Source organism: Neorhizobium alkalisoli (assembly GCF_007829835.1).
In the GTDB taxonomy this organism is placed as follows: Bacteria; Pseudomonadota; Alphaproteobacteria; order Rhizobiales; family Rhizobiaceae; genus Neorhizobium.
Genome location: NZ_VIWP01000013.1, coordinates 22,991 through 49,185, shown reverse-complemented (window position 1 = coordinate 49,185; position 26,195 = coordinate 22,991). Strand labels below are relative to the sequence as shown.

General features: G+C 59.5%; 20 protein-coding genes. 8 read left to right on the top strand and 12 right to left on the bottom strand.

What is annotated here, in order from left to right; all coding sequences use genetic code 11:
- Positions 1-11 precede the first annotated feature (11 nt).
- Both FHW37_RS29115 and FHW37_RS29110 read right to left on the bottom strand, forming a co-directional pair.
- Positions 12-1,403: an MFS transporter gene (locus FHW37_RS29115; RefSeq protein WP_145642874.1), complete on the bottom strand. Its 1,392-nt coding sequence runs from the start codon at positions 1,401-1,403 to the stop codon at positions 12-14.
- A gap of 30 nt (positions 1,404-1,433) precedes the next feature.
- Complete coding sequence (locus FHW37_RS29110) at positions 1,434-6,194, bottom strand: NAD-glutamate dehydrogenase (protein ID WP_145642872.1); 4,761 nt, start codon at positions 6,192-6,194, stop codon at positions 1,434-1,436.
- Positions 6,195-6,357: 163 nt separating this feature from the next.
- Here FHW37_RS29110 and pdxY point away from each other — a divergent pair, with 163 nt between their 5' ends.
- Positions 6,358-7,230, top strand: a complete 873-nt coding sequence (pdxY, locus tag FHW37_RS29105; protein ID WP_145642870.1) for a pyridoxal kinase PdxY — start codon at positions 6,358-6,360, stop codon at positions 7,228-7,230.
- Between the two features lie 81 nt (positions 7,231-7,311).
- Here the strand turns inward: pdxY and FHW37_RS29100 are convergent, their stop codons facing one another.
- Complete coding sequence (locus tag FHW37_RS29100; RefSeq protein ID WP_186458464.1) at positions 7,312-9,240, bottom strand: methyl-accepting chemotaxis protein; 1,929 nt, start codon at positions 9,238-9,240, stop codon at positions 7,312-7,314.
- Between the two features lie 346 nt (positions 9,241-9,586).
- On the opposite strand from FHW37_RS29100, the gene FHW37_RS29095 reads away from it, so the two are divergent.
- Entirely contained in the window at positions 9,587-10,261 is a 675-nt protein-coding gene (locus FHW37_RS29095) for a carbonic anhydrase (protein ID WP_145642868.1), read from the top strand.
- A 105-nt stretch (positions 10,262-10,366) separates the two neighbouring features.
- Here FHW37_RS29095 and FHW37_RS29090 read toward each other — a convergent pair whose 3' ends face one another.
- The 3 genes from FHW37_RS29090 to FHW37_RS29080 form a co-directional block, all read right to left on the bottom strand.
- Entirely contained in the window at positions 10,367-11,179 is an 813-nt protein-coding gene (locus tag FHW37_RS29090) for a lytic murein transglycosylase (RefSeq protein WP_145642865.1), read from the bottom strand.
- A gap of 194 nt (positions 11,180-11,373) precedes the next feature.
- Positions 11,374-12,408 (bottom strand): aspartate-semialdehyde dehydrogenase, encoded by a 1,035-nt coding sequence (locus FHW37_RS29085; RefSeq protein WP_145642863.1) that lies wholly within the window; start codon positions 12,406-12,408, stop codon positions 11,374-11,376.
- A 113-nt stretch (positions 12,409-12,521) separates the two neighbouring features.
- Complete coding sequence (locus FHW37_RS29080) at positions 12,522-12,800, bottom strand: hypothetical protein (RefSeq protein WP_145642861.1); 279 nt, start codon at positions 12,798-12,800, stop codon at positions 12,522-12,524.
- Between the two features lie 112 nt (positions 12,801-12,912).
- Here FHW37_RS29080 and FHW37_RS29075 point away from each other — a divergent pair, with 112 nt between their 5' ends.
- Complete coding sequence (locus FHW37_RS29075) at positions 12,913-14,796, top strand: MFS transporter (protein ID WP_145642859.1); 1,884 nt, start codon at positions 12,913-12,915, stop codon at positions 14,794-14,796.
- Here FHW37_RS29075 and FHW37_RS29070 read toward each other — a convergent pair.
- From FHW37_RS29070 to FHW37_RS29050, 5 genes are all read right to left on the bottom strand, one after another.
- The gene (locus FHW37_RS29070; RefSeq protein ID WP_145642857.1) at positions 14,697-15,689 is read right to left on the bottom strand and encodes a phosphatase PAP2 family protein; all 993 of its coding nucleotides are present in this window, start codon (positions 15,687-15,689) and stop codon (positions 14,697-14,699) included. The genes FHW37_RS29075 and FHW37_RS29070 overlap by 100 nt on opposite strands.
- 124 nt (positions 15,690-15,813) lie before the next feature.
- Positions 15,814-16,923 (bottom strand): 3-isopropylmalate dehydrogenase, encoded by a 1,110-nt coding sequence (gene leuB, locus FHW37_RS29065; protein WP_145642855.1) that lies wholly within the window; start codon positions 16,921-16,923, stop codon positions 15,814-15,816.
- 99 nt (positions 16,924-17,022) lie between these two features.
- Positions 17,023-17,412, bottom strand: coding sequence for a RidA family protein (locus FHW37_RS29060; RefSeq protein WP_145642853.1), 390 nt, complete (start codon positions 17,410-17,412; stop codon positions 17,023-17,025).
- A gap of 14 nt (positions 17,413-17,426) precedes the next feature.
- Positions 17,427-18,032, bottom strand: coding sequence for a 3-isopropylmalate dehydratase small subunit (gene leuD / locus FHW37_RS29055; RefSeq protein WP_145642851.1), 606 nt, complete (start codon positions 18,030-18,032; stop codon positions 17,427-17,429).
- 125 nt (positions 18,033-18,157) lie between these two features.
- Complete coding sequence (locus tag FHW37_RS29050) at positions 18,158-18,385, bottom strand: hypothetical protein (RefSeq protein ID WP_145642849.1); 228 nt, start codon at positions 18,383-18,385, stop codon at positions 18,158-18,160.
- 108 nt (positions 18,386-18,493) lie between these two features.
- Here FHW37_RS29050 and FHW37_RS29045 point away from each other — a divergent pair, with 108 nt between their 5' ends.
- Positions 18,494-19,390 (top strand): HpcH/HpaI aldolase/citrate lyase family protein, encoded by an 897-nt coding sequence (locus tag FHW37_RS29045; protein ID WP_246690982.1) that lies wholly within the window; start codon positions 18,494-18,496, stop codon positions 19,388-19,390.
- Entirely contained in the window at positions 19,387-19,593 is a 207-nt protein-coding gene (locus FHW37_RS29040) for a DUF1737 domain-containing protein (protein WP_145642845.1), read from the top strand. Before FHW37_RS29045 ends, FHW37_RS29040 begins: the two co-directional genes overlap by 4 nt.
- 41 nt (positions 19,594-19,634) lie before the next feature.
- Here FHW37_RS29040 and FHW37_RS29035 read toward each other — a convergent pair whose 3' ends face one another.
- A complete protein-coding gene (locus FHW37_RS29035) occupies positions 19,635-20,072 on the bottom strand; it encodes a metallopeptidase family protein (RefSeq protein ID WP_145642843.1) in 438 nt (145 codons plus the stop codon).
- Positions 20,073-20,246: 174 nt separating this feature from the next.
- Here FHW37_RS29035 and FHW37_RS34290 point away from each other — a divergent pair, with 174 nt between their 5' ends.
- From FHW37_RS34290 to FHW37_RS29025, 3 genes are read left to right on the top strand one after another with little or no spacing between them, the layout of a single operon-like run.
- The gene (locus tag FHW37_RS34290; protein ID WP_246690981.1) at positions 20,247-21,182 is read left to right on the top strand and encodes an ImuA family protein; all 936 of its coding nucleotides are present in this window, start codon (positions 20,247-20,249) and stop codon (positions 21,180-21,182) included.
- Entirely contained in the window at positions 21,166-22,641 is a 1,476-nt protein-coding gene (locus tag FHW37_RS29030) for a Y-family DNA polymerase (RefSeq protein ID WP_281407291.1), read from the top strand. The genes FHW37_RS34290 and FHW37_RS29030 overlap by 17 nt, the downstream gene beginning before the upstream one ends.
- On the top strand, positions 22,638-26,105 hold the full coding sequence (locus FHW37_RS29025; protein WP_145642839.1) for an error-prone DNA polymerase: 3,468 nt from the start codon (positions 22,638-22,640) through the stop codon (positions 26,103-26,105). Before FHW37_RS29030 ends, FHW37_RS29025 begins: the two co-directional genes overlap by 4 nt.
- Positions 26,106-26,195 lie beyond the last annotated feature (90 nt).

Sequence of the window (26,195 nt, the reverse complement as noted above, 5' to 3'; positions counted from 1 at the left end):
CTGTCCGGCGGTTAGTGGCTTTGGCCGTGATCCGCCGGATAGGGTGTTTTGATCAGCAGCAACAATCCTGCGGCCAGGAAAATTGCGACCGTGGCCATGCCGATCCGGGCCGAACCGCTGGCATAGGTCGCGAGTGAAAAGGCGAGGGTGGCGAGAAAACTCGTCGCCCGCCCCGATAGGGCGTAGATCCCGAAATAGCGCCCCGATTCCTCCAGGCTGATGCTGCGGGCGAGATAGGATCGCGACGAGGCCTGAACCGGGCCGAAGGCAATGCCGATCAGCAGGCCGAACAGAATATAGGCCTTTTCGGCCGCGGTGCCGAACATCCCGCCGCTATCTTCTGTCGACAGCTGCACAAGGCCGAAGAAGACCATGCCAGGGCCGGTGGAAACGACACCAAGCGTGGCGACCAGAAGCAGGATAAGGCTCGTCATGACCACGATCTTCGAGCCGAACATCCTGTCGATCGCACCTGCCGCCCAGCAGCCGAAGATCGCCACGACGTTCAGGATGATGCCGTAGATGCCGATTTCGATCGTCACCCAACCGAACATGCCGGCTGCGAACGTGCCGCCGAGGATCACCAGCGCATTGACCCCATCCTGATAGAGCATGCGGGCGATCAGGAACCTGGTGATCCCCTTGCGGTATTTCAGTTCCCTGATTGTGCCGGCAAGTTCGCTCAGGCCAAGTTTGACTGCCTGGCCGAACGGCTTTCCTTTCGGTGCATCAGGCGTGAAGAAGAACATCGGCAGGATGAAGAGAAGGTACCAGACGGCCGAAATCGGGCCGGTGATGCGGGCGTCCTCGCCCAGATGCGGGTCGAGACCAAAGAGCGGTGGAATACCGATCAGGGTCTTGCCGCTTTGTGGATCGGCGGCAAGCAGGACGACGACCGAGATCAGCACGACCATCCCGCCGAGATAACCCAGCCCCCAGGCGATGTTGGAAATATTGCCCACATCCCGGTCACCGACGAGGCGCGGCATCATGGAATCGTTGAAGACGATCGAAAATTCCGCGGCGATCGAGGCGAGGATCATGAACAGGATCGGCCAGAAGATCGGCGAGCCGGGAGCGGCCCACCAGAGCATCATGAGGCTTGCGATCTTGATGACGGCGAAACCACCGATCCAGGGTTTGCGCGCTCCCGACTGGTCGGCGATCGATCCGAGTATGGGGGAGAATATGGCGATGATCAGCGAGGAGATCGTCGCCATATTGCTCCACGCCGCCTGGGCAGCCACGGGATCATCGGTCAGGCGCGAGACGAAATATGGGCCGAAGATGAAGGTGGTGACGACGGTGAAGAAGGGCTGCGCCGCCCAGTCGAAAAACATCCAGCCGGCGATACCGCGCCGGCTGACCCTTTGAGGCCTGTCTTCGGATGCTGAGATGGCCATGGATCCTCCGGCGCAGTTCTTTATGCCTGCTTACATCACCCGACCTTGCGCGAGATCGCCCAGCAGGCCGGCCGCAACGGTGATCTTCGGTAGGGTCAGCTCGCCGCTTTCGCCAAGGGCCACCAGTTCCGCGCCGATTCGGTTGATCCGCACCCGATCTTCGGCGTGCCAGGCTTCGACCGGCTTCTTCTCCTTTGCATGGTTGGACAGTGCGGCGATCACGATCGCCCGGCGAGCCGAGGCGATCTGTTGCAGGCTGCGCGAAAGCGCGAGGCTTTCGTAATGGTCGCTGGTGGCGATCCGTTCGCCCGACGCAATCAGCCGGTTGACGCGGAAGGTCTCGGTGACGGCGAAATAGCTTTCCGCCGCACGCGCCATCGTCGCGCCCGTCCGGTCGGCGATCAGCATGATCTCGGGCACCAGGACGATGGTCGAGAGCATGGCGATTTCCTGCGCCAGCTTCGAGGGAACGCCCTGGGCTTCGTATTCGCCCGCCTGTGCTGCGGCTTCCAGAATGCCGGCGCTGGTGACGGAGGAGCGAAGCCCCTTAATCGCCGCCTTGAAACGCTCGATCGCCTCGGTCATGGCGCCGGCGCCGCCTTCGGTCTGCAGGATCAGGCGTGTGGCTTCCGCAAAGATCTCGCTCGTCCGCGCATAGAGATCGTTCTGGATCCGGCCGGAAATCTTGCCATCCAGCGCGTCGAGATCGGCCCAGAGCCGCGGCAGTTCAAAACTGTCGCGGGCAAGGAAGGCGGCCTTGACCACATTGGCGGCCGTCGCACCGGTCATGTCGCTCATCTGTTGAATGAAGCCGGGGCCGCCGCGATTGATCGCCTCGTTGGCGAGCGCCGTGGCGATGATTTCCCGATGCAGGCGGTGGCCGGCGATATCACCCGCATACTGTTTCTGCATCTTGGCGGGGAAATAGCCCATCAGCACGGAAGCGAAATAGGGATCGTCGGGAACCGGGCTGTCGATCAGCGCGTCGAACAGGACGATTTTCGAATAGGAGAGGAGGACGCCGATTTCCGGGCGGGTCAGCGGCCGGCCTGAGGAATAACGTTCAGCCAGTTCCGCATCGTCCGGCAGGGTTTCCACCTTGCGGTTCAGCCTGCCATTGGCTTCCAGCACGGACATCAGCCGGGCCAGTTCCTCACGGTTTCCGGCGCCCTTGCGCTCGGTCAGCGAGATCGAGAGCGGCTGGAGATAGTTGTTGCGCAGCACGAGATGGCCGACATCCTCGGTCATGGATGCGAGCAGCTGGTTGCGCTTCGGCCGCGGCAGGCGGCCGTCCTGCATGGCGGGGTTGAGGGCAATCTTGATATTGACCTCGACGTCGGAGGAATTGACGCCTGCCGAGTTGTCGATCGCGTCGGAATTGCAGCGCCCGCCGGCCATCGCATAGGCGATACGGCCCTTCTGGGTGACACCGAGATTGGCGCCTTCGCCGATGACGCTGGCGCGCACTTCTGCTGCCGTGATGCGGATCGGATCATTGGCGCGGTCGCCGACTTCCATATCGGTTTCGGAGGCGGCCTTGATGTAGGTGCCGATGCCGCCGAACCAGAGAAGATCGACCGGGCTTTTGAGGATCGCGGTCAGGATCTCGAACGGCGTTGCGGTGGTCTTGTCGATGCCGATGGCCGCTGCTGCTTCCCTCGTCAGTTTTACGGATTTTTCCGAGCGCGAGATGATCATCGCGCCGTCGGACAGGGTCGACCGGTCATAATCCTGCCAGCTCGAACGGGGCAGGGCGAACATTCTTTCGCGTTCCGCGAACGAGGCTTCGATATCCGGATCCGGATCGATGAAGATATCGCGATGGTCGAAGGCTGCGATCAGCCGGATTTTTCGCGACAGCAGCATGCCATTGCCGAAAACGTCGCCCGACATGTCGCCGACACCGGCCACGGAGAATGGCGTCGTCTGGATGTCGATATCCTTCTCGCGGAAATGCCGTTTAACGGCTTCCCAGGCACCGCGGGCGGTGATGCCCATCTTCTTGTGGTCGTAACCGGCGGAACCGCCGGAAGCGAAGGCGTCATCCAACCAGAAGCCGGCTTCCTGCGCGAGGCCATTGGCGGTGTCGGAGAAGGTGGCTGTGCCCTTGTCGGCCGCGACGACGAAATAGGGGTCGTCCTCATCTATGCGCAGGGTGTTGGCCGGCGGCACGATCTCGCCGTCGACGATATTGTCGGTCACCGAAAGCAGGGTGCGGATATAGGTCTTGTAGGCATCCTTGCCGGCGTTGAAGAAGTCTTCACGAGAACCGCCGACCGGCAGCATTTTCGGGAAGAAGCCGCCCTTGGCGCCGACAGGCACGATGACGGCGTTCTTGACCTGCTGAGCCTTGACGAGGCCGAGAACTTCGGTGCGGTAATCCTCACCACGATCGGACCAGCGAATACCGCCGCGCGCCACCTTGCCGAAGCGCAGATGCACGCCTTCGACTTCGGTGCCGTAAACGAAGATTTCGCGGAAGGGGCGCGGTTCCGGCAGGCCGTCGACCAGCTTCGGATCAAGCTTGAAGGCGAGCATCCTGTGCGGCTGGCCATCTGCTGCGATCTGGAAGTAATTGGTCCGCAGCGTCGCATCGACGGCGTTTACGAAGCGGCGCAGCACGCGGTCGTCATCGAGATTGGGCACGCCCGCAAGCGCTTCTTCGATCTGCTCGTGCCGCTGCGTGAGTTTCTTGATGCGGGTCTTTTCCGCAATCTTCGGATCGAAACCTTCGATGAAGAGGTTGAGGATGGCAGCCGAGATTGCCGGATATTTGTTGAGCGTATCGGCAATATAGGCCTGCGAATAAACGATGCCGGCCTGCCGCAGATAGCGGGAATAGGCGCGCAGGACCGTAACCTGACGGGCGGTCAGGCCGGAGAGAAGCACCAGCCGGTTAAAGCTGTCATTGTCGATCAGGCCCTTGAAGGCGGAGAGAAAGGTTTCCTCCAGAAGCGGCCCTTCGCGAGAAAGATCGATCGTCCGATTGCCTTCGAGCTGAAGCTCCATGTCGTGCAGGACGACCAGCTCCTGGCTCTGCCCGACACGTAACTCGAACGTCTGCTCGCTAACGACGTGGAAGCCGAGATTCTCCAGAAGCGGAACACGTCTGGAAAGCGACAGGTGGCCGCCGCGATGGAAAATCTTCAGTGAGACGATATCGGCGGCGTCCGTCGGGCGCCGGTAGAAGAGGATGCGGATATTCTCTTCCGTCGTGCAGGCGGCGATATCCGCCAGATCCTCAAAAGTCTCTTCCGGCGAAAAGGTTTCCTGGAAGGCCTGCGATGCGGTGAGGCGCGGGCCCTGCTTGGCAAGGTTCGCAAAACGCTCTTCCCAGGGCGTGGCGATGAGGCGGATCGTCTCTTCGAGCTTTGCCTGCGGCACACGCGGCGTCTTGCCGGCCCGGCGGCCGATGATCATGTGAACGCGCGCCACACGGGCTTCGGGGAAGGCCGGGTAATAGGCGGAGACATGACCGTCATAGATGGTGGCGAGATATTCGCCGACCTTTTCGCGCACCAGCGAATTATAATCCTCGCGCGGGACATAGACGATGACCGAAACGAAGCGGTCGAAATGGTCGATACGCGGCAGAACGCGTACGCGCGGGCGCTCGTTCAGATCCATGATCTGTTCGCAGAAACGTGCGAGAAGCTCGCCGTCGATCTGGAAGAGGTCGTCGCGCGGGTAAGATTCCAGCGTGTTTTCCAGCATGCGGCCGGAATGGCTGTCCGGATCGAAGCGGAAATGCGCTTCGATCTTCGAAACCTTGGTGCGCAGGAGAGGGATATCGTGGACCGAGCCGGTATAGGCGGTTGCGGTGAAAAGGCCAACGATGCGCAGCTCGCCCACGACCTGGCCGTTCTCGTCGAAGCGCTTGACGCCAATATAGTCCATATAGGCGCGGCGGTGGACGACGGATTTCACGTTCGCCTTGGTGACGATGAGGAAATCCGGTCCGTCGAGGAATTCCAGGATTTCCGGCGTCGTCATCACCGCATCCTTGCCCTGGCGCAGGACCAGAACATCGGGATCGGAAAGAATGCCGAGGCCACGGCCCTTGCCGCGCTCCACCTTCGCCTTCGCACCCTTGCCGGAATAGACGTATTCGCGCATGCCGAGGAAGATGAAATTGTCGTCGCGCAACCATTCCAGGAAGGCCTGGGCTTCCTGCCGCTCGGTCTTCTTTCGGCTTTCGGAATTGCCGAGCTGCCCGGAGGCGCCGTCCAGAACTTCAAGCATGGAAGACCAGTCTGTGATCGCCAGATGGACCTGGTCGAGAACGGCTCGGATTCGCGTAACCAGAGCTTCCGACTGTTCCTCAGACAGGAGCGGAAAATGGATCTGGATCAGGCTGACGTAATAAGCCGGGTTGCCCGGCTGCTGGTTCGAATGCAGGACGGGATCTTTGCCCGGCTCAAGAAAAAGGATCGGGTGTACCGCCATCGTCAGATCGCGATGGGCGGATGTAACTTCGCCCATAATTGAATCAAACAGGAAGGGCATGTTGCGATCGATGATCGTCAGCACCGAGACTGGCACCCCGTTCGGCGCCACGTCCGGCAACTGTTCGACATTGATGTCCGCCTTGATCCGGCTCCAGGCCGTCAGCCGCGCTGCTGCGTGCTGTGCCGAGAGGGCGAGCATTTCGGGCGTGTAGTTTTCGAGATCGTCGCTGCTGGCACGACCGAAGAGAATATATGGGTCGAGATAGGGTTTGCTGCTGTCGGCTGCGATCTTGCGCGCGCTTTCGATCTGCTTTTCCCGTTTCGGATTCTGCCTACCGGCCATTCGTCTCTCCCATCGTTTTTTCTAAATTGCGATAAATCGCGGCAGCTGTCACGCTTGCCGGCCATCAGGTCGCGTCAGCCTGTCATTCTATCGTCACGGCTTGTTGACATGTGGTCGGCAAGACCTATCAAAAGACCAAAACCAGTCGAAAGCAGTGTAAGTCATGCAGGACAAGCCCGGCGCCGTGATCGTCATTTCGAGCCATGTTGTGCGTGGTTCCGTCGGCAATCGAGCAGCGGTCTTTGCGCTCGAGACACTTGGTTTTCCTGTCTGGGCCCTGCCGACCATCGTCCTCCCCTGGCATCCTGGCCACGGTCCTTCCACCCGGATGATTTTTCCCGAATCGGATTTCGACAAGGCTATAGATGATCTCATCCGGGCGCCATGGCTCGGAGAAGTGAAGGCGGTGCTGACCGGTTATTTCGGCAATGTCGCCCAGCCACGATCGGTGGCGCGGCTCATTCGCGCGCTCAAGGAACGCAATCCGGATCTGCTTTACGTCTGCGATCCCGTCATGGGTGATTTCGGTGGTCTCTACATTCCTCAGCCGACGGCCGAAGCGATCCGCGACGAGCTTCTTCCGCTCGCGACCATTGCCACGCCGAACCGTTATGAGCTTGCCTGGCTTTCCGGAGCACCATTGGATACGAATGCAGCAATCATGGACGCGGCCGTTGCGCTCGGCCCGCCGCGCCTGCTGGTCACCTCCGCCGTTCCGATGATGGCCGGCGGCACCGGCAATCTTTATCTCAGCGGCAATCATGCACTCCTCGCCGAGCATCGGCTTGTCGACAATCCGCCGAACGGGCTTGGCGACCTTCTGTCGGCCGTTTTCACGGCGCGCATATTGTCCGGCATGGATGAGGAAAAGGCGCTGCAGCTTTCGACCGCCAGCGTCTTCGAGGTGCTGGCGCGTACGGCCAAGCGCGGCAGCGATGAACTGACGCTGGAAACCGATTCCTCCAGCCTTTCCTCGCCGATGGCTATGGTTCAGATGCGCCGGCTGGTGCATCCGCTGCAGAAACTCAAGCGTTAAAACAGATGCAGCCCGTTTCCGGGCTGCATGGATCGCTTTCAGGGAGAGCCCGCGCTGACGGACTTCTCCGATAAGGTCAGATCAAAACTCTTCCCAATCCTTCGAGGCGACAGCCGTATTGCCCATGCTGACCGGAACCGGCGCACGCCGTACCGGAGCAGGAGCGGATGGTGCCGAAGCGACCGGCCGCGGCCTTGCGACCGGTGCCGATGACCGGCCATTGCCCGAAAGTGTGAACTGGGCCAGCAGCGCGTTCAGCGATTCGGCTTCCGTCGCAAGGTTATGGCTTGCGGCATTGCTTTCTTCGACCATGGCAGCGTTCTGCTGGGTGCCCTGGTCCATGGTGTTGACCGCGGTGTTGATCTCCTGAATGCCGGTCGACTGTTCACGTGCAGCTTCGACGATTGCGCGAACGTGTCCGGCGATCTCGGTGACTTCACGGTCGATCTGGACGAGCGCGTCACCGGTTTCGTCGACGAGATCGACACCCCTGCGGACCTGCGCCTCCGACGTGTCGATCAACTGCTTGATCTCCTTGGCGGCATTGGCCGAACGCTGGGCCAGTTCGCGCACTTCCTGGGCGACGACGGCAAAACCCTTGCCGGCTTCACCGGCACGCGCCGCTTCGACACCCGCGTTCAAGGCCAGAAGATTGGTCTGGAAGGCGATATCGTCGATGACGCCGATGATATTGCCGATTTCGCCGGAGGATTTTGCAATCTCGTTCATGGCGGCGACGGCATTGCGAACTACAGTACCGGACTTTTCGGCGCCGGTACGGGTGCGTTCCACGAGAGAGCTGACTTCCTCGGCGCGCTTGGTAGAATCGCGCACCGTGGTGGTGATTTGCTCGAGGGCAGCCGCGGTTTCTTCAAGAGAAGCGGCCTGCTGTTCGGTACGGCGTGCGAGATCGTCTGCGGCGCTGCGGATTTCCGATGCGCCCGAGTTGATCACACCGGCATTTTTGCCGACTTCGCTGAGTGCTGCATGCAGTTTTTCAAGCGATGCATTGAAGCTCTGGCGCAGCTCGTCCAGATGATCGACGAAGGGGTCGGAGATGCGGTAGGAAACATCACCGTCCGACAAGCGGGAGAGGCCGAGGGCAAGCGCATCGACGGCTGCCTTCGTGTCGGCGGCGTCCTTCGCCTTGGCGGCTTCACGAGCACGGGTTTCGCGTTCCGACAGGCTGCGTCCTTCGTCAGCTTCGTTTTCGAGGCGTACGCGCTCCACGGCATTGTCGCGGAAGACGGCGACAGCCGCTGCCATCTGGCCCAGTTCGTCCTTGCGGTCGACGCCCTGGATTTCCTGGCTGGTCTCACCCGATGCCAGCGATGCCATCCGTTCCTGCAGACGATTGATCGGCAGCGTGATGCCGCGCGAGGCGACATAAAGACCAAGAAGAATGATGGCAACGAGCGCAACACCCATCAGGACGAGGCCAGTCACGATCGTGTTGTTCGTTTCGTTGCGGAGCGCCGTCGTGCCCGTCTCCAGCTGCTTGATCAGCTGATCATTGCCGCCGGCGAAAAGTGGCAGGATGGCCGTCAGCTCGTTGCCGACCTGCAGCATCAGCTTCGAGGCTTCCTCGCGCTTGCCGGCCTGTGCCAGGGCGATTACCTGCTGGGCGCGCTGGTCGAAGGCGTTGACGGCGGCGAGCATTTCGGATGCCGGCTTTGCCCGCGCATCGACAAGCTCGCCGGTCTTTGCAATGCGCTCCTTCATCAGCGCAAAGTTATCCGTGTAGATCTTCAGTGAGGCTGCGAATTCCGGAGAGCCGGGATCCTTGATCAGAACGAGACCAAGCTGAAAGCCGAGTTGCAGAAGCCCGCCGGTGGCGCGCGCGTTCAGCATGGCGGCCATGCTTTCATGCGCAAGAAAATCCGAGTAACGGTTGTCGGCGCTTTTGAACTGGGCACTGACATAGGCCAGTCCTGCAATAGAAATGATGCCCATCAGTGCGATGACGGAAACAATCTTGGTCCGTATCTTTGCATTCTGAAGAAAGTTCATTCGGGGGCTCCGGATGGTGTGTGGCAACGTCACCATCGGTCAGCGTCAATGCGCTGAAGCGGGTGACATCATCCGTTGGAGATAGCGTGAGGACATGGCAATGGAGCCCGCCGTCATAACGAGTACCTCCTCCCAAACTTGCCGACCCGCACTATCTATAAATTTAATTTACAAAATCCTTAAAATTAATGGGATTTATTCTTTTAGAAACTCTATTTCTATTCAATAATTTAAGGTTGTTCTTTTCATCTTTTGGTTGTTAATTATTTAATTGTGGCGCGGCGGGTTTTCCCGCGCAGGAACAAGGACGTTGATATTCCCCAGCCGCCGCTATAATCGTGGGCGCATGACGGATTTTCCAGACAGGCTCCTGACGGGCTATCGCAACTTCATGGACGGCCGCTATTCGGACGAGCGCGAACGTTACCGTGTCCTCGCCGAAAAAGGCCAGACGCCGCATACGCTGATCATTGCCTGTTGCGATTCCCGCGCGGCGCCGGAGACGATCTTCGACTGTGGTCCCGGCGAGCTCTTCGTGGTCCGCAATATCGCCAACATGGTGCCGCCCTACGAGCCCGACAGCCAGTTCCATGGCACATCGGCTGCGCTGGAATATGCGGTACAGGTGTTGAAGATCCACAATATCGTTGTCATGGGCCACGGGCGCTGTGGCGGCATTCAGGCGGCACTCGATCTCGATATGAAGCCGCTTTCGCCGGGTGATTTCATCGGCAAATGGATTGGTCTCGTCCGGCCCGCTGCCGAACAGATCCAGAGCAATGACCTGATGACCCAGTCCGAGCGGCAGACAGCCCTCGAGCGGGTGTCTATCCGCAATTCGATTGCCAACCTGCAGACATTCCCCTTCATCAAGGCTGTCAGCGAGAAGGGCGATCTCGCCGTTCACGGCGCCTGGTTCGATATCTCGACCGGCGAATTGTGGGTGATGAACGACAAGGGCGATTTCATTCGCCCCAGCCTCAGCGAAGAGACCGCTGCGGAAGAGCAAGCCTCCATCTGAACCGAACCGAAGTTTCAAAACAAATGGCCGCAGCGGTGGGCATCACTGCTGCGGCCATTTGTTTTTGTTTCCTATCCGGCTGGAAGGCCAGCCGGTGAAAGCGGCTTACTTGCCGTCGATCTGCTGGCCGATATAAGCGATGGCCTGCTGATAGACCGTGGCTGCGTTCCAGCCCTGGATCGCGACGAAGTTCGGCTCGCCCTGCTGATAGCCGGCACCGGCACGCCATCCGTGGCCCTTCAGGAAGTTTGCGGTGGATGCGAGTGCGTCGGCACGCGAATGAACCAGGTCGATATGACCGTCATTGTCGCCATCGGCGCCAAAGCGGACGACGTTGAATGGCAGGAACTGGGTCTGGCCGATTTCGCCATGGGCCGCGCCGCGGGCGGTCGGGCTCAGGTCGCCGCGGGCAACGAGCTGAAGGGCAGCATAAAGCTGTTCGGTGAAGTATGCGGAGCGACGGCAGTCGTAAGCAAGGGTCGTGACGGCGGACAGGGTATGCTGGTCACCGAGGAAGCTGCCGAAACCGGTTTCCATGCCCCAGATCGCGATCAGTGGGCCGGCCGGAACGCCGAATCGGCGCTCGATGCCGGCAAACAGTGCGGCATTGGAATTCTTCATGGTCTTGCCGCGCGAGATGATGGCGGCGCCACCGCGCTTCTTCATGAATTCATCGAAGGAAAGCTTGAAGCTCTTCTGACCACGGTCGGCGCTGATCGTCGGGCGGTTGTAAACGACGTTTGCGAAGGCGCGATCGATGACCGATGCGCTGATGCCGTTGGAAGGCGCGGTCTGCTTGAAGTCCTCTACCCAGCGGGCGAAACCGGAACTGTCGTTGCCGCATTGAGCTGCAAGCGCAGGCGAGGTTGCGGCCATACAGCCAATTGCGATCAATCCTGCCAGAACACTCTTCTTCATGCGGTCAAACCCGTCTCAGGACCGGGCTCGCTCGGCCGTAAGCCCCCCGGTAAAATTTGCTCAATCGGCCTTATGGCGATGGTTGCAGGCAAGTGCAACTCAAGCGTACATGAACTGTTCGTGAAGCTTGGCGCTCCCCAGCAAAAACCCCGCCATTCCTGACGGGGTTTAGGCCAACATGCTTAAGAAATCGCTTATGCGGCGGCCTTGCGCGGCTTTACCAGCCCACGGTTGACCAGAAGTTCGGCGATCTGGATGGCATTGAGTGCGGCACCCTTGCGCAGGTTGTCGGAGACGACCCAGATGTTGAGGCCGTTCTCGACCGTCGCATCTTCGCGGATACGGGAAATATAGGTTGCGTCTTCGCCGGCCGATTCGAGCGGGGTGATGTAGCCGCCGTTCTCGCGCTTGTCGATGACGAGGCAACCCGGCGCTTCACGCAGGATGTCACGGGCCTGATCGGCGGTGATCTCGTTCTCGAACTCGATATTGACCGATTCCGAATGGCCGATGAAGACCGGAACGCGCACGGCGGTGCAGGTTACCTTGATCTTCGGGTCGAGCATCTTCTTGGTTTCGGCCAGAACCTTCCACTCTTCCTTCGTATAACCGTCTTCCATGAAGACATCGATATGCGGGATGACGTTGAAGGCGATGCGCTTGGTGAACTTCTTGGCTTCGACCGGATCGGCGACGAAGACGGCGCGGGTCTGGGTGAAGAGCTCGTCCATGCCTTCCTTGCCGGCGCCCGAAACGGACTGGTAGGTCGAGACGACGACGCGCTTGATCTTGGCAAAGTCATGCAGCGGCTTCAGCGCAACGACGAGCTGGGCGGTCGAGCAATTCGGGTTTGCGATGATGTTCTTCTTGGTGAAGCCGGCAACGGCATCGGCATTCACTTCCGGCACGATCAGCGGAACTTCGGAATCGTAGCGCCAGGCGGAAGAGTTGTCGATCACGACGCAGCCCTGCGCGCCGATCTTCGGCGACCACTTCTTGGAAATATCGCCGCCAGCCGACATGAGGCAAATGTCGGTATCGGAAAAATCGTAGTTCTCGAGGTTGGAAACCTTCAGGGTCTTGTCGCCGAAGGAGACTTCGGTGCCCTGGGAGCGGGCAGAGGCCAGTGCCACGACTTCGTCTGCCGGAAAACCCCGTTCAGCGAGGATGTTCAGCATTTCCCTGCCGACATTGCCGGTTGCACCGGCGATTGCGATCTTGAAACCCATTGTCTTGCTCTCTTTTCTGTCTCTCCTCGGTTTGGTGAGGGGGAAGCCGCGGATGGTATCGCGGTGTTCCTTGTCCCCGGCCTTGCCGGGGAGAGAGCGGCGGGCCAGAGACGTCAGACGATAATTTTCGTCGTCGTTTTGGCCGTGGTTTTGGAGAAAGCGGAAAAACCTGCCCGCTGCCCGGCATGGTGTGCCGGCAGGGCGGATATAGCGATGTGATAGCCACAGGCGCGCATGGGTGTCTTTCCGTTCGCAAAGCTGTTTAGAAGATTTTTGGCGCGAGTCAAGCTGTCGCACCGGCCGCTGATCGAGGATGTGCGATCTTCGCGTGAGGCTTTGCCGACGATGAATGCCACAGGTGGCATTAGACGAAAGTCATAATCCCAAAGCATCTCTCATCGGGCGTCCCGAATTCTGTCACTCTCAGCCATTGCGCGACCAATCTTTCGGCCGGGAGGGACCGGGAGAGGAAGCGGGCAGTTTCACCTTGTTGGGAGGACGACAATGGCAAACGTCGCATCGGCGGCCGTCACAAAGGCTGGCCCCATGACGCGGGAGGAGAAGAAAGTCATCTTCGCCTCTTCGCTAGGCACCGTATTCGAATGGTATGACTTCTATCTTTATGGTTCGCTGGCGACCTATATCGGCGCCACCTATTTCACCCAGTATCCCGAAGCAACGCGCAATATCTTCACGCTTCTCGCATTCGCGGCCGGCTTTCTGGTGCGGCCGTTCGGGGCGCTTGTCTTCGGTCGACTGGGCGATCTTGTCGGACGCAAATATACGTTCCTCATCACCATTCTGATCATGGGTCTGTCGACGTTCCTCGTCGGTATCCTGCCCGGTGCCGCGACGATCGGCATTGCGGCACCGATCATCCTGATCGTGCTGCGTATTCTCCAGGGCCTGGCGCTCGGCGGCGAATATGGCGGTGCGGCCACCTATGTTGCCGAACATGCACCGCATGGCCGGCGTGGTTATTTCACGTCCTGGATCCAGACCACGGCAACGCTCGGTCTGTTCCTGTCGCTGATCGTCATCGTCTTCGTGCAATCGATCATGGGCAATGCCGCCTTTGCCGACTGGGGATGGCGCATTCCGTTCCTGGTTTCGGTCGTGCTTCTCGGCGTCTCCGTCTGGATCCGCGTGAAGATGAACGAATCGCCCGCCTTCCAGAAGATGAAGGCAGAGGGCAAGGGCTCCAAGGCGCCGCTCACCGAAGCCTTCGGCCAGTGGCGGAATGCCAAGATCGCGATCATCGCCCTGCTCGGCGCGACGATGGGCCAGGCTGTCGTCTGGTATGGCGGTCAGTTCTATGCGCTTTTCTTCCTGCAGAACGTGCTGAAGGTTGATCTGCAGTCGGCCAATATCATGGTCGCGATTGCACTCTTCCTCGGCACGCCGTTTTTCGTGATCTTCGGTTCGCTGTCGGACAAGATCGGTCGCAAGCCGATCATCATGGCCGGCCTGCTGATTGCGGCGGTCACCTATATGCCGCTGTTCAAGGCGATGACGGCAATGGCCAACCCGGCGCTTGCCGAGGCGCAGGCAACGATCAAGGCAACCGTGACGGCGGATCCGGCGGACTGCAAATTCCAGTTCAATCCGACCGGAACTTCAAAGTTCACCAATTCCTGCGACATTGCCACGTCATTCCTGACCCGCAATTCGGTGCCTTATGAAATCGTACCCGGACCTGCAGGCCAGCCGGCGACCGTCAAGATCGGCGACAAGACCGTTACCAGCTTCGATGCGATTGCAGCGGGTGCCGATGCCAAGGCCAAGCAGGGCGCGCTTGAAAAGGGCATCAATGTCGCGCTCCACGATGCCGGCTATCCCCTGAAGCGGGCCACCGTCAAAGTGCCGGATTCGAAGCTCGATGCCTTCATTGCGGCCAACCCGGAGCTCGGCCTCAATGCCGCTGCCGTTCGGAGTGGCGACAAGACGATGGTTCCGGCCGCCGACCTCGTCTCGCAGAAGCTGCTGACCTCGCAGGAAGCGACAGGCGTGACCGACATGCCGGTCTATGCCATCGCCAATGGCGGGGCCTTCAGCATGACGGCAGATCCGGCCCGGGTGAACTGGATCGGCACGATCGCCGTCCTGTTCGTCCTCGTCGTCTATGTGACGATGGTCTATGGCCCGATCGCGGCGCTGCTGGTCGAACTGTTCCCGACCCGCATTCGCTACACGGGCATGTCGCTGCCCTATCACATCGGCAATGGCTGGTTCGGTGGTCTTCTGCCGGCAACTGCCTTTGCGATGAGTGCCGCGGCCGGGAATATCTATTACGGTCTCTGGTACCCGATCGTCTTTGCGACGATCACCCTGGTGATCGGCCTGATCTTCCTGCCGGAAACGAAGGACCGGGATATCAGCGCCGATTGACGCCAATACCGGATCGCAGTCTTCCGGACTGCAGCGATCATGTCAGAGCCCGGTGCTTCAAGCGCCGGGCTTTTGCTTTTGCTCTGCACGAATGAGAGCAGGGTGCCGTTGGGAAGGCGGCCCTTCTGGTAATCTAGGTCAGGCGGCAGGAGCGAAAGCGGCACTGCACGGCGCAGAACCGGCCAGCCGTCCTGCCCCTGGGCAAAGAGCAGGCCATGGCGCGCAAAAAGGATGGCAGTGAAGAGCGAGAACCAGGCGCCGAGCGCAAGGCCGGCAATCACGTCGCTTGGATAATGTGCGCCGACGATGACCCGTGAAAACCCGAGCCAGAGACCCATGACGAGGAAGAGAAGGCGATAGGGCGGTGCTATCAGCGCCATCGCCATCATGAAGGCGCCGACGGTCGTTGCATGGCCGGAAGGAAAGCTTTCGAAACGGGAGCTGCCGGCGAGCGTCTTGAAGCCGAGAATGCCGAAATCATCGTAAAGGGTAGGGCGTGCCCGGCCGATCAGCCGCTTCAGGAGATTGGCGATGAGGCCCGAGAAGACCACGCAGACAAAGACATAAGCCGCCATATGGCCGACAAAGGCAGCCTGGAAGCGCCCTCTGAGGGTCGGCGAGAGCCGATAGGCGACAATGGCCTCGATGCAGATGACGAGCGTGGTGACGATGATCCAGCCGGAATCGCCAAAATCGGTGATCGTGCTGCCGATCGGCTTCAGCAGAAGCGCGTTCTTTCGCGCATAGGAGGCCACAGGCGCATCAAGCAGGAAGACGGCCAGGACAATGAGGTTCACCAGAACCAGTGCCCAGGGCCAGACACGACAGATCGAAAAATTCGCGGCCTTGCAACGCTTGCGTCGGCGGGTCAGCGCTTCGATCATCCTGTTCATCCATCCTCCTCACGATGCCGTGGCCGTATCCGGCTTAGCGAGGGAGTTTATCAGGGCTGGATGACAGGAAGACAAAAGGGCTCCCCGTCGGCCGGAGAGCCCTTTTGCAGGAATGATGGATCGATCAGGCGGAGAGCTTCTCGAACTCTTTCAGGATCGCGTCGCCCATTTCCGTCGTGCCGACCTGGCGGCAACCTTCTGCCATGATATCGCCGGTGCGGATGCCCTGGTCGAGGACATTGGCGATCGCCTTTTCGAGATTGTCGGCTTCGGCAATCATGTTGAAGGAATAACGCAGGCACATGGCAAAGGAGGCGATCATGGCGATCGGGTTGGCAATGCCCTTGCCGGCGATATCCGGTGCCGAACCGTGGACGGGCTCGTAGAGCGCCTTGCGCTTGCCGGTCTTGCCATCGGGCGCGCCGAGCGAAGCGGAAGGCAGCATGCCGAGCGAACCGGTCAGCATGGCTGCGACGTCCGAAAGCATGTCGCCGAACAGATTGTCCGTGACGATCACGTCGAACTGTTTTGGCGCACGTACGAGCTGCATGCCGCCGGCATCCGCCAGCATATGCTCGAGCTTGACGTCGGAATAGGAGCGCTTGTGGGTTTCGGTGACGACCTGGTTCCAGAGCACGCCGGACTTCATGACATTGCGCTTTTCCATCGAGCAGACGGTGTTCTTGCGGGTGCGCGCAAGCTCGAAGGCGACGCCGGCAATGCGCTCGATTTCATAAGTGTCGTAGATCTGTGTGTCGATACCGCGCTTCTGGCCGTTGCCGAGATCGATGATCTGTTTCGGCTCGCCGAAATAGACGCCGCCGGTCAGTTCGCGGACGATCAGAATGTCGAGGCCTTCGACCAGTTCTGGCTTCAGCGAGGAAGCGGCGGCAAGCGCCGGATAGCAGATTGCCGGGCGCAGGTTGGCGAACAGTTCCATATCCTTGCGCAGGCGCAGAAGGCCGGCTTCCGGGCGAACCTCGTACGGCACACCATCCCATTTCGGGCCGCCGACGGCGCCGAACAGGACAGCATCCGCTGCCATCGCCTTGGCCATGTCGGCGTCGGAAATCGCGACACCGTGCGCGTCGTAGGCAGAGCCGCCGACCAGGCCTTCATCAAGCTTGAAGTCTGCCTTCATGGCGCTGTTCATATAGGCGATGATCTTGCGGACTTCGCCCATGGCCTCGGGGCCGATGCCGTCGCCTGGAAGAAGGAAGAGGTTCTTTGCCATGTCGTCTTTTATCCTCGCAGTTGTCCTTGGGCTTTCGAGCCCACCGCCGCATCCGGTCCCTGCTGAAGCATGAGACCAAAAGACGGGCGGAAAATTCCCTTACTCGGCGCCGGCCCCGATACGGGCTGTCACTTCGATCTCGATCTTCATTTCCGGAGCGGCCAGGCCGCAGGTGATCATTGTCGCAGCGGGCCGGATTTCGGAAAATGCGGCGCCAAGCACTTCCACCACGGAATCGTAATCTGCGATATCGGTCAGGTAGTAACGCACGCGCAGGATATCCTGGAGACCGCTGCCGGCTTCCTTCAGCGCCTTGTCGATCGTACCGAGCGCATTGCGCGTCTGGTCGGCGACATCGTCCGGCATTTCCATTTTGGAATAGTCATAACCCGTCGTGCCCGAGACATAGACCATGTCGCGGTCGACAACGGCGCGCGAATAACCGATCCGCGCTTCGAAAGGCGACCCGGATGAGATGCGCTTGACCATAAAATGCTCCCCGATCAGAACCAGGGGCGCTCGGCGTGGTTCTTCGTCTCGAAGCTGGTGATCGCGGCATCGCTCTTCAGCGTCGAGGCAATGTCGTCAAGACCTTCGAGAAGGATGTGGCGACGGCCGGCATCGATGTCGAAATGCAGCCTGCCGCCATCCGGGCCGGTGATTTCCTGGGCTTCCAGATCGATCGACAGGATCGCGTTGGCGCCACGCTCCGCATCGTCCATCAGCTTCTCCAGATCTTCCGGAGAGACGACGATCGGCAGGATGCCGTTCTTGAAACAGTTATTGTAGAAAATGTCGGCAAAGCTCGTCGAAATCACGCAGCGGATGCCGAAGTCGAGCAGTGCCCAGGGCGCATGTTCGCGCGAGGAGCCACAGCCGAAATTGTCGCCGGCGACGATGATCTGGGCGTTGCGATAGGCGGGCTTGTTGAGGACGAAATCGGGGTTTTCCGAACCGTCTTCCTTATAACGAGCTTCCGCGAACAGGCCCTTGCCGAGGCCGGTGCGCTTGATCGTCTTCAGGTAATCCTTCGGAATAATCATGTCCGTGTCGACATTGACGACCGGAAGCGGCGCCGCGACGCCGGTGAGTTTGGTGAACTTGTCCATGATGTGCCTCCACGAAGAATTTTCGTGAAGGTGCAATAAAGCAAATTCCTGCCGATTTGAAGGGCATTTTGCCTGCGATTGGTACGCTTGGCCAAGCAGAAGCATGCCTGCCCGGACATCAGCCTTTAAAGGTCGATGATCGTACCGCGGCCATCGTTCCAGATGCGCATCGGCTGCTTGTTCGCCTTTGCACGGACGGGAACCGGTTTCAGGCGAGCCGAAACGGCGCGGCCGATCGAAAGAACCGCCAGAATTCCTGCAAATGCGACGGTCAGCGATGCTGTCAGCAAGGCTGCAACAGCCAATACTGCGATTGCCGAAACGATAATGAATAATGCACGAACGTTTTGCATGGTTGAAACCTTTCTGCATAGGCAATGTGGGTCTTGCCGAGGCCGCTTGCAAGAGGCTTTTGGTGTACCGGTATTGCCGCGACATCAAAAGATTGTCACAAGGAGTTCATGGCCGTCTTGCATGAACATCTTCCCTTTCCGGTCCGTCGTTCCGTCCTCAGCGTTCCTGCCGTCAACGTCAGGGCGCTGGAGAAGATCCCCGGTCTCGATTGCGATGCCGTGATCCTCGATCTGGAAGATTCCGTCGCACCAGAAAAGAAGCAGGAAGCACGTGACAATCTGCGCCGGGTGTTTTCCGCAAAGCCCGAAACCCACTGCGAAATGGCGATCCGCATCAATCCGCAGGGGAGCGAGTTTGTCGGTGCCGATCTCGACCTTGTCCTTGATCTCATGCCCGATGCGGTGCTTCTCCCGAAGGTCGAAGAAGCTCATGAAATAAGGGCCGTCGCAGATATCCTGTCCCGCAAGCCGTTGGACAGGAAGCCTGCCATCTGGGCGATGATCGAGACGCCGAAAGGTGTCCTCAACGCCGCTGAAATCGCCGCTGCCGGCGAGGGGATTGCCTGCCTCGTGGTCGGTCTCAACGATCTGCGCAAGGAAACCGGCGTTCTACCCCTGCCCGGACGTTCCTATTTCGTGCCCTGGCTGATGCAGGTCGTGCTCGCCGGGCGGGCGCATGGTGTCGATGTGATCGACAGCGTCTTCAACGATTTCAGGGATGCCGACGGCTTTCAGGCCGAATGCGAGCAGGGGAGAGCCATGGGCTTTTCCGGCAAGATGCTGATCCATCCCGCCCAGATCGATGCCGCCAACCGCTCCTTTGGCCCCGATCCTGCGGCGATTGCGGAAGCCGAGGCGATTGTTGCCGCCTTCTCAGTGGCAGAGGCACAGGATCTCAACGTCATCAATCTTGATGGAAAGATGGTCGAGCGGCTGCATCTCGTGGAAGCGGAAAAGCTGCTCACCCGTGCCAGACATATGACTGAAAGGAAGAACAGGCCATGAAACTCTATCGTTTTCTCACCGGTGTCGATGACTCCGCCTTCTGCCACAAGGTGACAGCTGCCCTGAACAAGGGCTGGGAGCTTTCTGGCTCGCCGACCTATGCCTTCAACGCCAAAACCGGCGAAATGCAGTGCGGCCAGGCGGTGACGAAGACTGTCGAAGGCAAGGAATATGTTCCGGAAATGAAGCTCGGCGAACAATAAGCCGTACGAACGTTTGAGCGCCCGGTGTGACCGGGCGCCTCTCAGCGCTGCGCCGCGTTTTCGGCGCTCGCCTCGATCCGTTCCATGTCGTCGTCGCTCAGGCCAAAATGATGGCCGATCTCGTGGATGAGGACATGGGTGATGATATCGCCCAGCGTTTCATCATTTTCCGCCCAGTAATCCAGGATCGGACGGCGATAGAGGCGAATGCGGTTCGGCAATTCGCCGGTCTCGACCGTGAACCTTTCGGAAATGCCGCGGCCTTCGAAAAGGCCGAGAAGGTCGAAAGGGGTCTCCAGCGCCATATCCTCGAACACGTCGTCATCGGGAAAATCCTCGATCTCGATCGTCAGGTTCGTGGTGAGCGCACGAAATTCTTCCGGCAGATGGCCATAGGCTTCGATCGCCAGGGATTCGAACGAGCTGATCGTCGGCGCATGGCGGTCCCGCCAATCGTCTGTCTGGTCAATGCGGGCCATGGGCACTCCTTCCAATCACGTTCATATAAGGCTTCAAGGATTTTTTTTCGAGAAGAGAATCATGGCTCTATCCCGGAAAGGAAAAGATTCCTGTTCTGCTGTTGTTGACTCTCTTTTAGCGGTCTGGAATCTATAGGAACATAAAGTGAACATTTGAGATCAGGAGCTGACGCCATGGCGAACCAAGCCGCGGCGCAGGAGAGGCTTGTTGCCCTGCGTGAACAGATCGCCAGACTGGAAGGCAAAACCGTGCCGGCTCTGGGCGCAGCCTTGCCTTCCGCGGCGGAATTCCGCACGGAATGGCAAAGGGACGATACCCGACAGACACGCCTTCCCCTTGATATTCCGAGGATAGACGCTCTTCTGGAAGGTGGCTTGCCGCTGGACGGGATAACCGAGATCCGCTCGAGCCGTATGGCGGATGCGGGCGCTGCGAGCGGTTTTGCCTTGTCTCTCGCGGCCTATATCAAATCACGAGGCAATGCTGCGCCCGTCCTGTGGGTCGGGGATGTGGTCTGCGCCATGGAGGCGGGCCTTCCCTATGGGGCCGGCCTAAAACAGTTCGGGTTGCAGCCGGAGGATTTTCTCTACGCGTCTCCGCGAAAGCTGGCGGATGCCCTCTGGCTTGCGGAAGCGGCGCTGGCAAGCGGTGCGCTCGCTGCCACCATTTTTGAAATTCCCGGCAATCCGAAACATTTCGGCCTGACGGAAAGCCGCCGCCTCAGCCTTCGGGCCAAGGCATCGGGCTCTCCGCTCTTTCTCCTGCGGCATGGGGGAGAGGAAGAGGCGGGCAGCGCCTGCTTCCGGTTTCTGACCGAACCGGCGCCGGCCCTCGGCCGTCGTCTTCCGGATGGCAGCATGCTTGGCGGCAGCATCGGCCATCCCGTCTTTGCGCTCACCCTCGAGAAAAGCCGAAACCCGGCCCCCTTCTCCTTTCTTCTGGAGTGGAACCCCCATGACCGTCAATTTTCCCTTGGAGATAGGGCAGCAGAGCACACCGCTCCTCGCCAGCCGAAAACGAATCCTGGCGCTCGTTTTGCCGCATCTTCAGACCGACCGGATCGCAAGGAAATTATGGGGTCCGTCCTGGCGTATGACAGGGCGTCCTGAAACCCATCCGCCGATCATCTGCATGGGTCGGCGCGAAAACGCCATCCGTCTCACCGCACTGGATGAAATGGCCGAGCGCCGTGGCCTCAAACGTGGCCAGGGACTTGCCGAAGCCCGCGCCATGTTTCCGGATCTCGATGCCATCGATGAGGACGAGGCCGCCGACCACGCGCTTCTCGAGGCGATTGCCGACTGGTGCGACCGATATACGCCGCTCGTGGCACTTGACGGTCGGGATGGCCTGTTTCTGGACATTACCGGCTGCGCCCATCTGTTCGGCGGCGAGGAAGCGCTTATCCGGGATATTCTCAAGGGCCTGTTCCAGATGGGGTTTGATGTCCGCGCCGCGATTTCGCCCTCGCCCGGCCTGTCCTGGGCGTCCTGCCGTTATGGCCGGGGCGGCGTAATCGAGGAGGAGATGGCGGAAGCGTCTCTGGCACCACTTCCGGTCAATGCGCTTCGCCTTGAGGAAAAGCTCGTCACTTCGCTCTCCAAGCTCGGCCTGAAACGGGTGGGTGACCTGATCCATCTGCCAAGGGCGCCGCTTGCGCGCCGGTTTGGCGCCCAGCTTCTGTTCAGGCTCGATCAGGCTCTGGGCAGTCATGAGGAGGCAATTTCGCCCCGGCGGCCTGTTGTGGTCCTTTCGGCGGAATGCAGGCTGGCCGAGCCGGTACAGGCGGAAGAGCATGTCCTGGAATGGACAGGGCGGATCGCCTCTTCGCTGACGGAAAGCCTCGATGCACGCGGTGTCGGCGGCCAGGTTTTCGAACTGGCGCTGTTTCGGGTCGATGGCCGGGTTTTCCGCATCACAGCCGGTGCATCAAAACCCTTGCGCGATCCGCAGCGGATCGCGGCGCTGTTTGGCGAACGTCTGACGGCGGTGCATGACGATCTGGATGCCGGTTTCGGTTTCGAACTTTTGCGCCTCAATGTGTTGCAGCACGATGTCCTGAAAACGGTCCAGAACGATTTTACCGGCGATGGAGAGCAGCAGATCTCGCTCGCCGATTTCATCGATAAGGTTTCCGCCCGTTTGGGCATGGACTGTTTGCAGGTCTTCGAATTGCGGCAAAGTCATATCCCTGAAAGAGCGGAGATGTTTTTGCCGGCGATTGCCGCTCCAAGTCCGGTGCCGGAAACTGGTGGGATCTTCAAACCCCGAGCCGACCGACCTCTGCGCCTGCTGCGCCATCCCGAGCCGGTGGATGTGTTTGCAGCGACGGTTCCCGATGGTCCGCCGCAACGTTTTCGCTGGCGGCGGGTCGTGCATGAAGTCTTTCGTGCGGAAGGCCCGGAGCGGATCTCGCCGGAATGGTGGGTGACCGAAAAGGACGCATCCGAACGCGATTATTTCAAGCTCGAAAACCGCTCAGGCCAGCGTTTCTGGATCTTTCGAAAAGGACATTACGGGCCTGATAAGGTGCCGCCGACTTGGCATGTGCATGGAGTTTTCGCATGACGAGCGGAACCGGTTTTTGTGAGATCGGGGCAAAAACCAATTTCTCCTTTCTTGAAGGTGCCGCCCGGCCAGAGGAAATGGTGTTTGCCGCCAGCGCACTCGGTCTCTCGGGTCTTGGAATTGCCGACCGAAATTCAGTTGCCGGCGTGGTCCGGGCCTTCACCAAGGCTCGCGACATGAAGGCCCGTTTTGAGCGGGCCAAGGAGATCGGTCCGGAAGCGGTCCTCAAGGAAGACCCTGAGCCCATCTTCGAGCCGGTTCGGCTGCAATATGGCGCCAGGCTCGTCTTTTCCGACGAGACGCCGGATGTGCTTGCCTATCCGCAGAACCGCAAAGGGTGGGCCAATCTCTGCCGTCTGCTGAGCCGCGGCAATCTGCGGACCGAAAAGGGTTCCTGCATCATTGAGGAATGGGATTTTTGGGAATGGTGCGACGAGATGATGCTCGCGGTCGTGCCGGATTTTTCTCAGGCTGAAGACGCGGGCTATCAGGCTCATCTGAGGAAATGCCTTGTGAAATATCGGGAGCGGTTCGGTCGAAAAATCTATCTCGCCCTCTCGCCGACCTATGACGGCCGCGATGCCTTCGTTTTCGCCACCTTTGCCCAGATTGCCGACGAATGCGATGTGCCGCTGATCGCGACCAATCTGCCGCTCTTCCATCTTTCCTATCGACGTCCCATCTCGGATGTCGTCACTGCCATTCGCGAGCATGTAACGGTGCAGGAGGCCGGCTTCCGGTTTGCGGCCAATGGCGAGCGGCACATCAAACAGGCAGCGGAGATGGCGCGCCTTTTTTCCCTCTATCCGCAGGCCGTTGCCAATACGGAGCGATTTTTCCGGAAGCTGGATTTTTCGCTCAAGGAACTCCAGCACAATTACCCGGACGAGAGTGTCGAGGGAGAAACCGTTACTCAAACGCTTGAACGGCTCACCTTGGAGGGTGCAAGGAGGCGTTATCCCGATCGTATTCCGGAAAAGGTCTCCGAGCAGATCCGTTACGAGCTCGATCTCATTGCGGACATGCAATACGAACCCTATTTTCTGACCGTCCGGCATATCGTCTGGCATGCCCGACATGTCTTGAAGATTCTATGCCAGGGTCGCGGTTCGGCTGCCAATTCCACGGTTTGCTTTTGTCTCGGCATCACCGATGTGGACCCGACCTTCACGACCTTGCTTTTCGAGCGTTTCATTTCCACTGAGCGCAATGAGCCGCCGGATATCGATGTCGATTTCGAGCACAGCCGGCGTGAAGAAGTCATCCAGTATATCTACGAGCATTACGGTTATCGTCATGCCGGCCTGACGGCAGCAGTGACGAGCTATCGGACACGTATGGCCGGACGCGAGGTCGCAAAGGCATTTGGTCTTTCGGAAGACGTGCAGGCAGCGCTGTCCAGCATGGTCTGGGGGTGGTCCGAAGACGGCATGCTGGAGCGTGATGCCAAGGCAGCCGGCCTCGATACAAAAGATCCGGTAACACTCAGGGTCATGGCGCTTGCGCAGGAGATCATGGGATTTCCGCGCCACCTTACCCAGCATGTGGGCGGGTTCCTGATCACGCGCGACCGGTTGGATGAGGTCGTCCCTATCATGAAAACGGCGATGCCCGGCCGTTACATGATCGAATGGGACAAGGACGATCTGGATACATTGGGGCTCCTGAAGATCGATGTCCTGGCGCTTGGCATGCTGACCTGCCTGAAAAAGGCGTTCGAGCTCATGGAGGTCCATTACGAACGGAAGGAGACGCTCCCCTCTCTCCTGAGAGAAAAGGGTGAGGATCAGAATGTCTATAACATGATCTGCCGTGCGGACACGATCGGGGTTTTCCAGATCGAAAGCAGGGCTCAAATGAGCATGCTGCCACGATTGCAGCCCAGAAAATTCTATGACCTCGTCGTTGAGGTAGCAATCGTGCGTCCTGGTCCCATCCAGGGCAATATGGTGCACCCCTATCTGAAGCGACGTGAGGATGATCGCCACGGCAGGCCGATAGAGTATCCGAGTCCGGAACTGAAAGAGGTTCTCAAGCGGACGCTCGGCGTTCCGCTCTTTCAGGAACAGGCGATGCAGATCGCCATTACGGCAGCCGGGTTTTCTCCTGCCAAAGCTGACATGCTCCGCCGCTCGATGGCGACATTCAAACGGTCAGGCCGTGTGGAAGGCTTCAAGAATGACATGATCAACGGCATGTTGGAAAATAGGTACTCACGTGAATTTGCGGAAAGCTGTTTCAGCCAGATCCAGGGATTTGCGGAATATGGTTTTCCGGAAAGCCATGCGGCTTCTTTCGCGCTCCTCGTCTATGCCTCGTCCTGGATCAAAACCTATTACCCGGATGTCTTCTGCGCAGCGATGCTGAATTCCCAGCCGATGGGGTTTTATGCGCCGGCGCAGCTGATCCGGGATGCGCGAGAGCATGGGGTCACGATCCTGCCGGTCGATGTCAACAGGTCGCAATGGGATTGTACACTAGAGGAAATGCCCTTCGAGCGGGTTTCGGTCGATCCTCGGCATCAGTCCATGCGCGATGTCATTCTCACCCGGCATGCGGTCCGCCTCGGTTTTCGGCAGGTCAAGGGACTTGCCGAGAAGGACATGGTCGAGAAGCTGGTGGGCAATCGTGCAGAAAAGTATCGCTCCGTCCACGACCTGTCATTGCGTTCCGGGCTCGACAGGTCGGATCTTGAACGGCTCGCCGATGCCGATGGGTTCAATTCGATCGGCCTCAATCGCCGCCAGGCGCTTTGGGCCGTCAGGGGGCTAGATGGAGGGAAGCAGGAGGAGGATAAGGCCGGCCAGCCGACCCTGTTTGCGCTGGCAAAAGATGTCGATCTGAGGCCCGAGGCAAAAGTGGCCCTTCCCACCATGCTTCCGGGCGAGGAGGTGATCGAGGATTACCGGTATCTCTCTCTTTCCCTGAAGGCGCATCCCGTCTCTTTCCTGCGTGAGAGATTTCAGAGCCTCGGGATTACCCGCAGTGTCGATCTCCTGACGGTTCCGAATGGCCAGAGGATTACGATCGGTGGGCTTGTCCTCGTCCGCCAGCGGCCTGGTTCGGCGAAGGGCGTGATCTTCATGACGCTCGAGGACGAAACAGGTGTCGCCAATGCTATCGTCTGGCCAAAAGTTTTTGAACGTTACCGCGCGGTTGTGATGGGGGCGCGGCTGGTGAAGATCCGTGGGCGCTTGCAGAGCCAGAGCGGCGTCATCCATACGGTCGTCGAGCATATCGAGGACATGACACCGATGCTGGGGCTTCTGCAGAAGGAGGCAAGGCGGTTCGGCGTTTCAGAGAGAGCGGACGAGACGCTGAAATCGAGCATCGATCACAGGCAGAAATCCCGGACGGGGAGTAACGGAGCAAGGCAAGTCCGTGATGTTACAGACCCAAAGCGGGTTCAGCCCTATGATATCGAGCCGGGTGACGTCATGCCGAAAGGCCGGAACTTTCATTGACCGGCCCCAGTCTCACGGAACGGGCTTATGTGCATCGAAAACTGATCTTGCCTATCCTTCTGATGTGAGAGCCTGGCCTCCATTGATTGG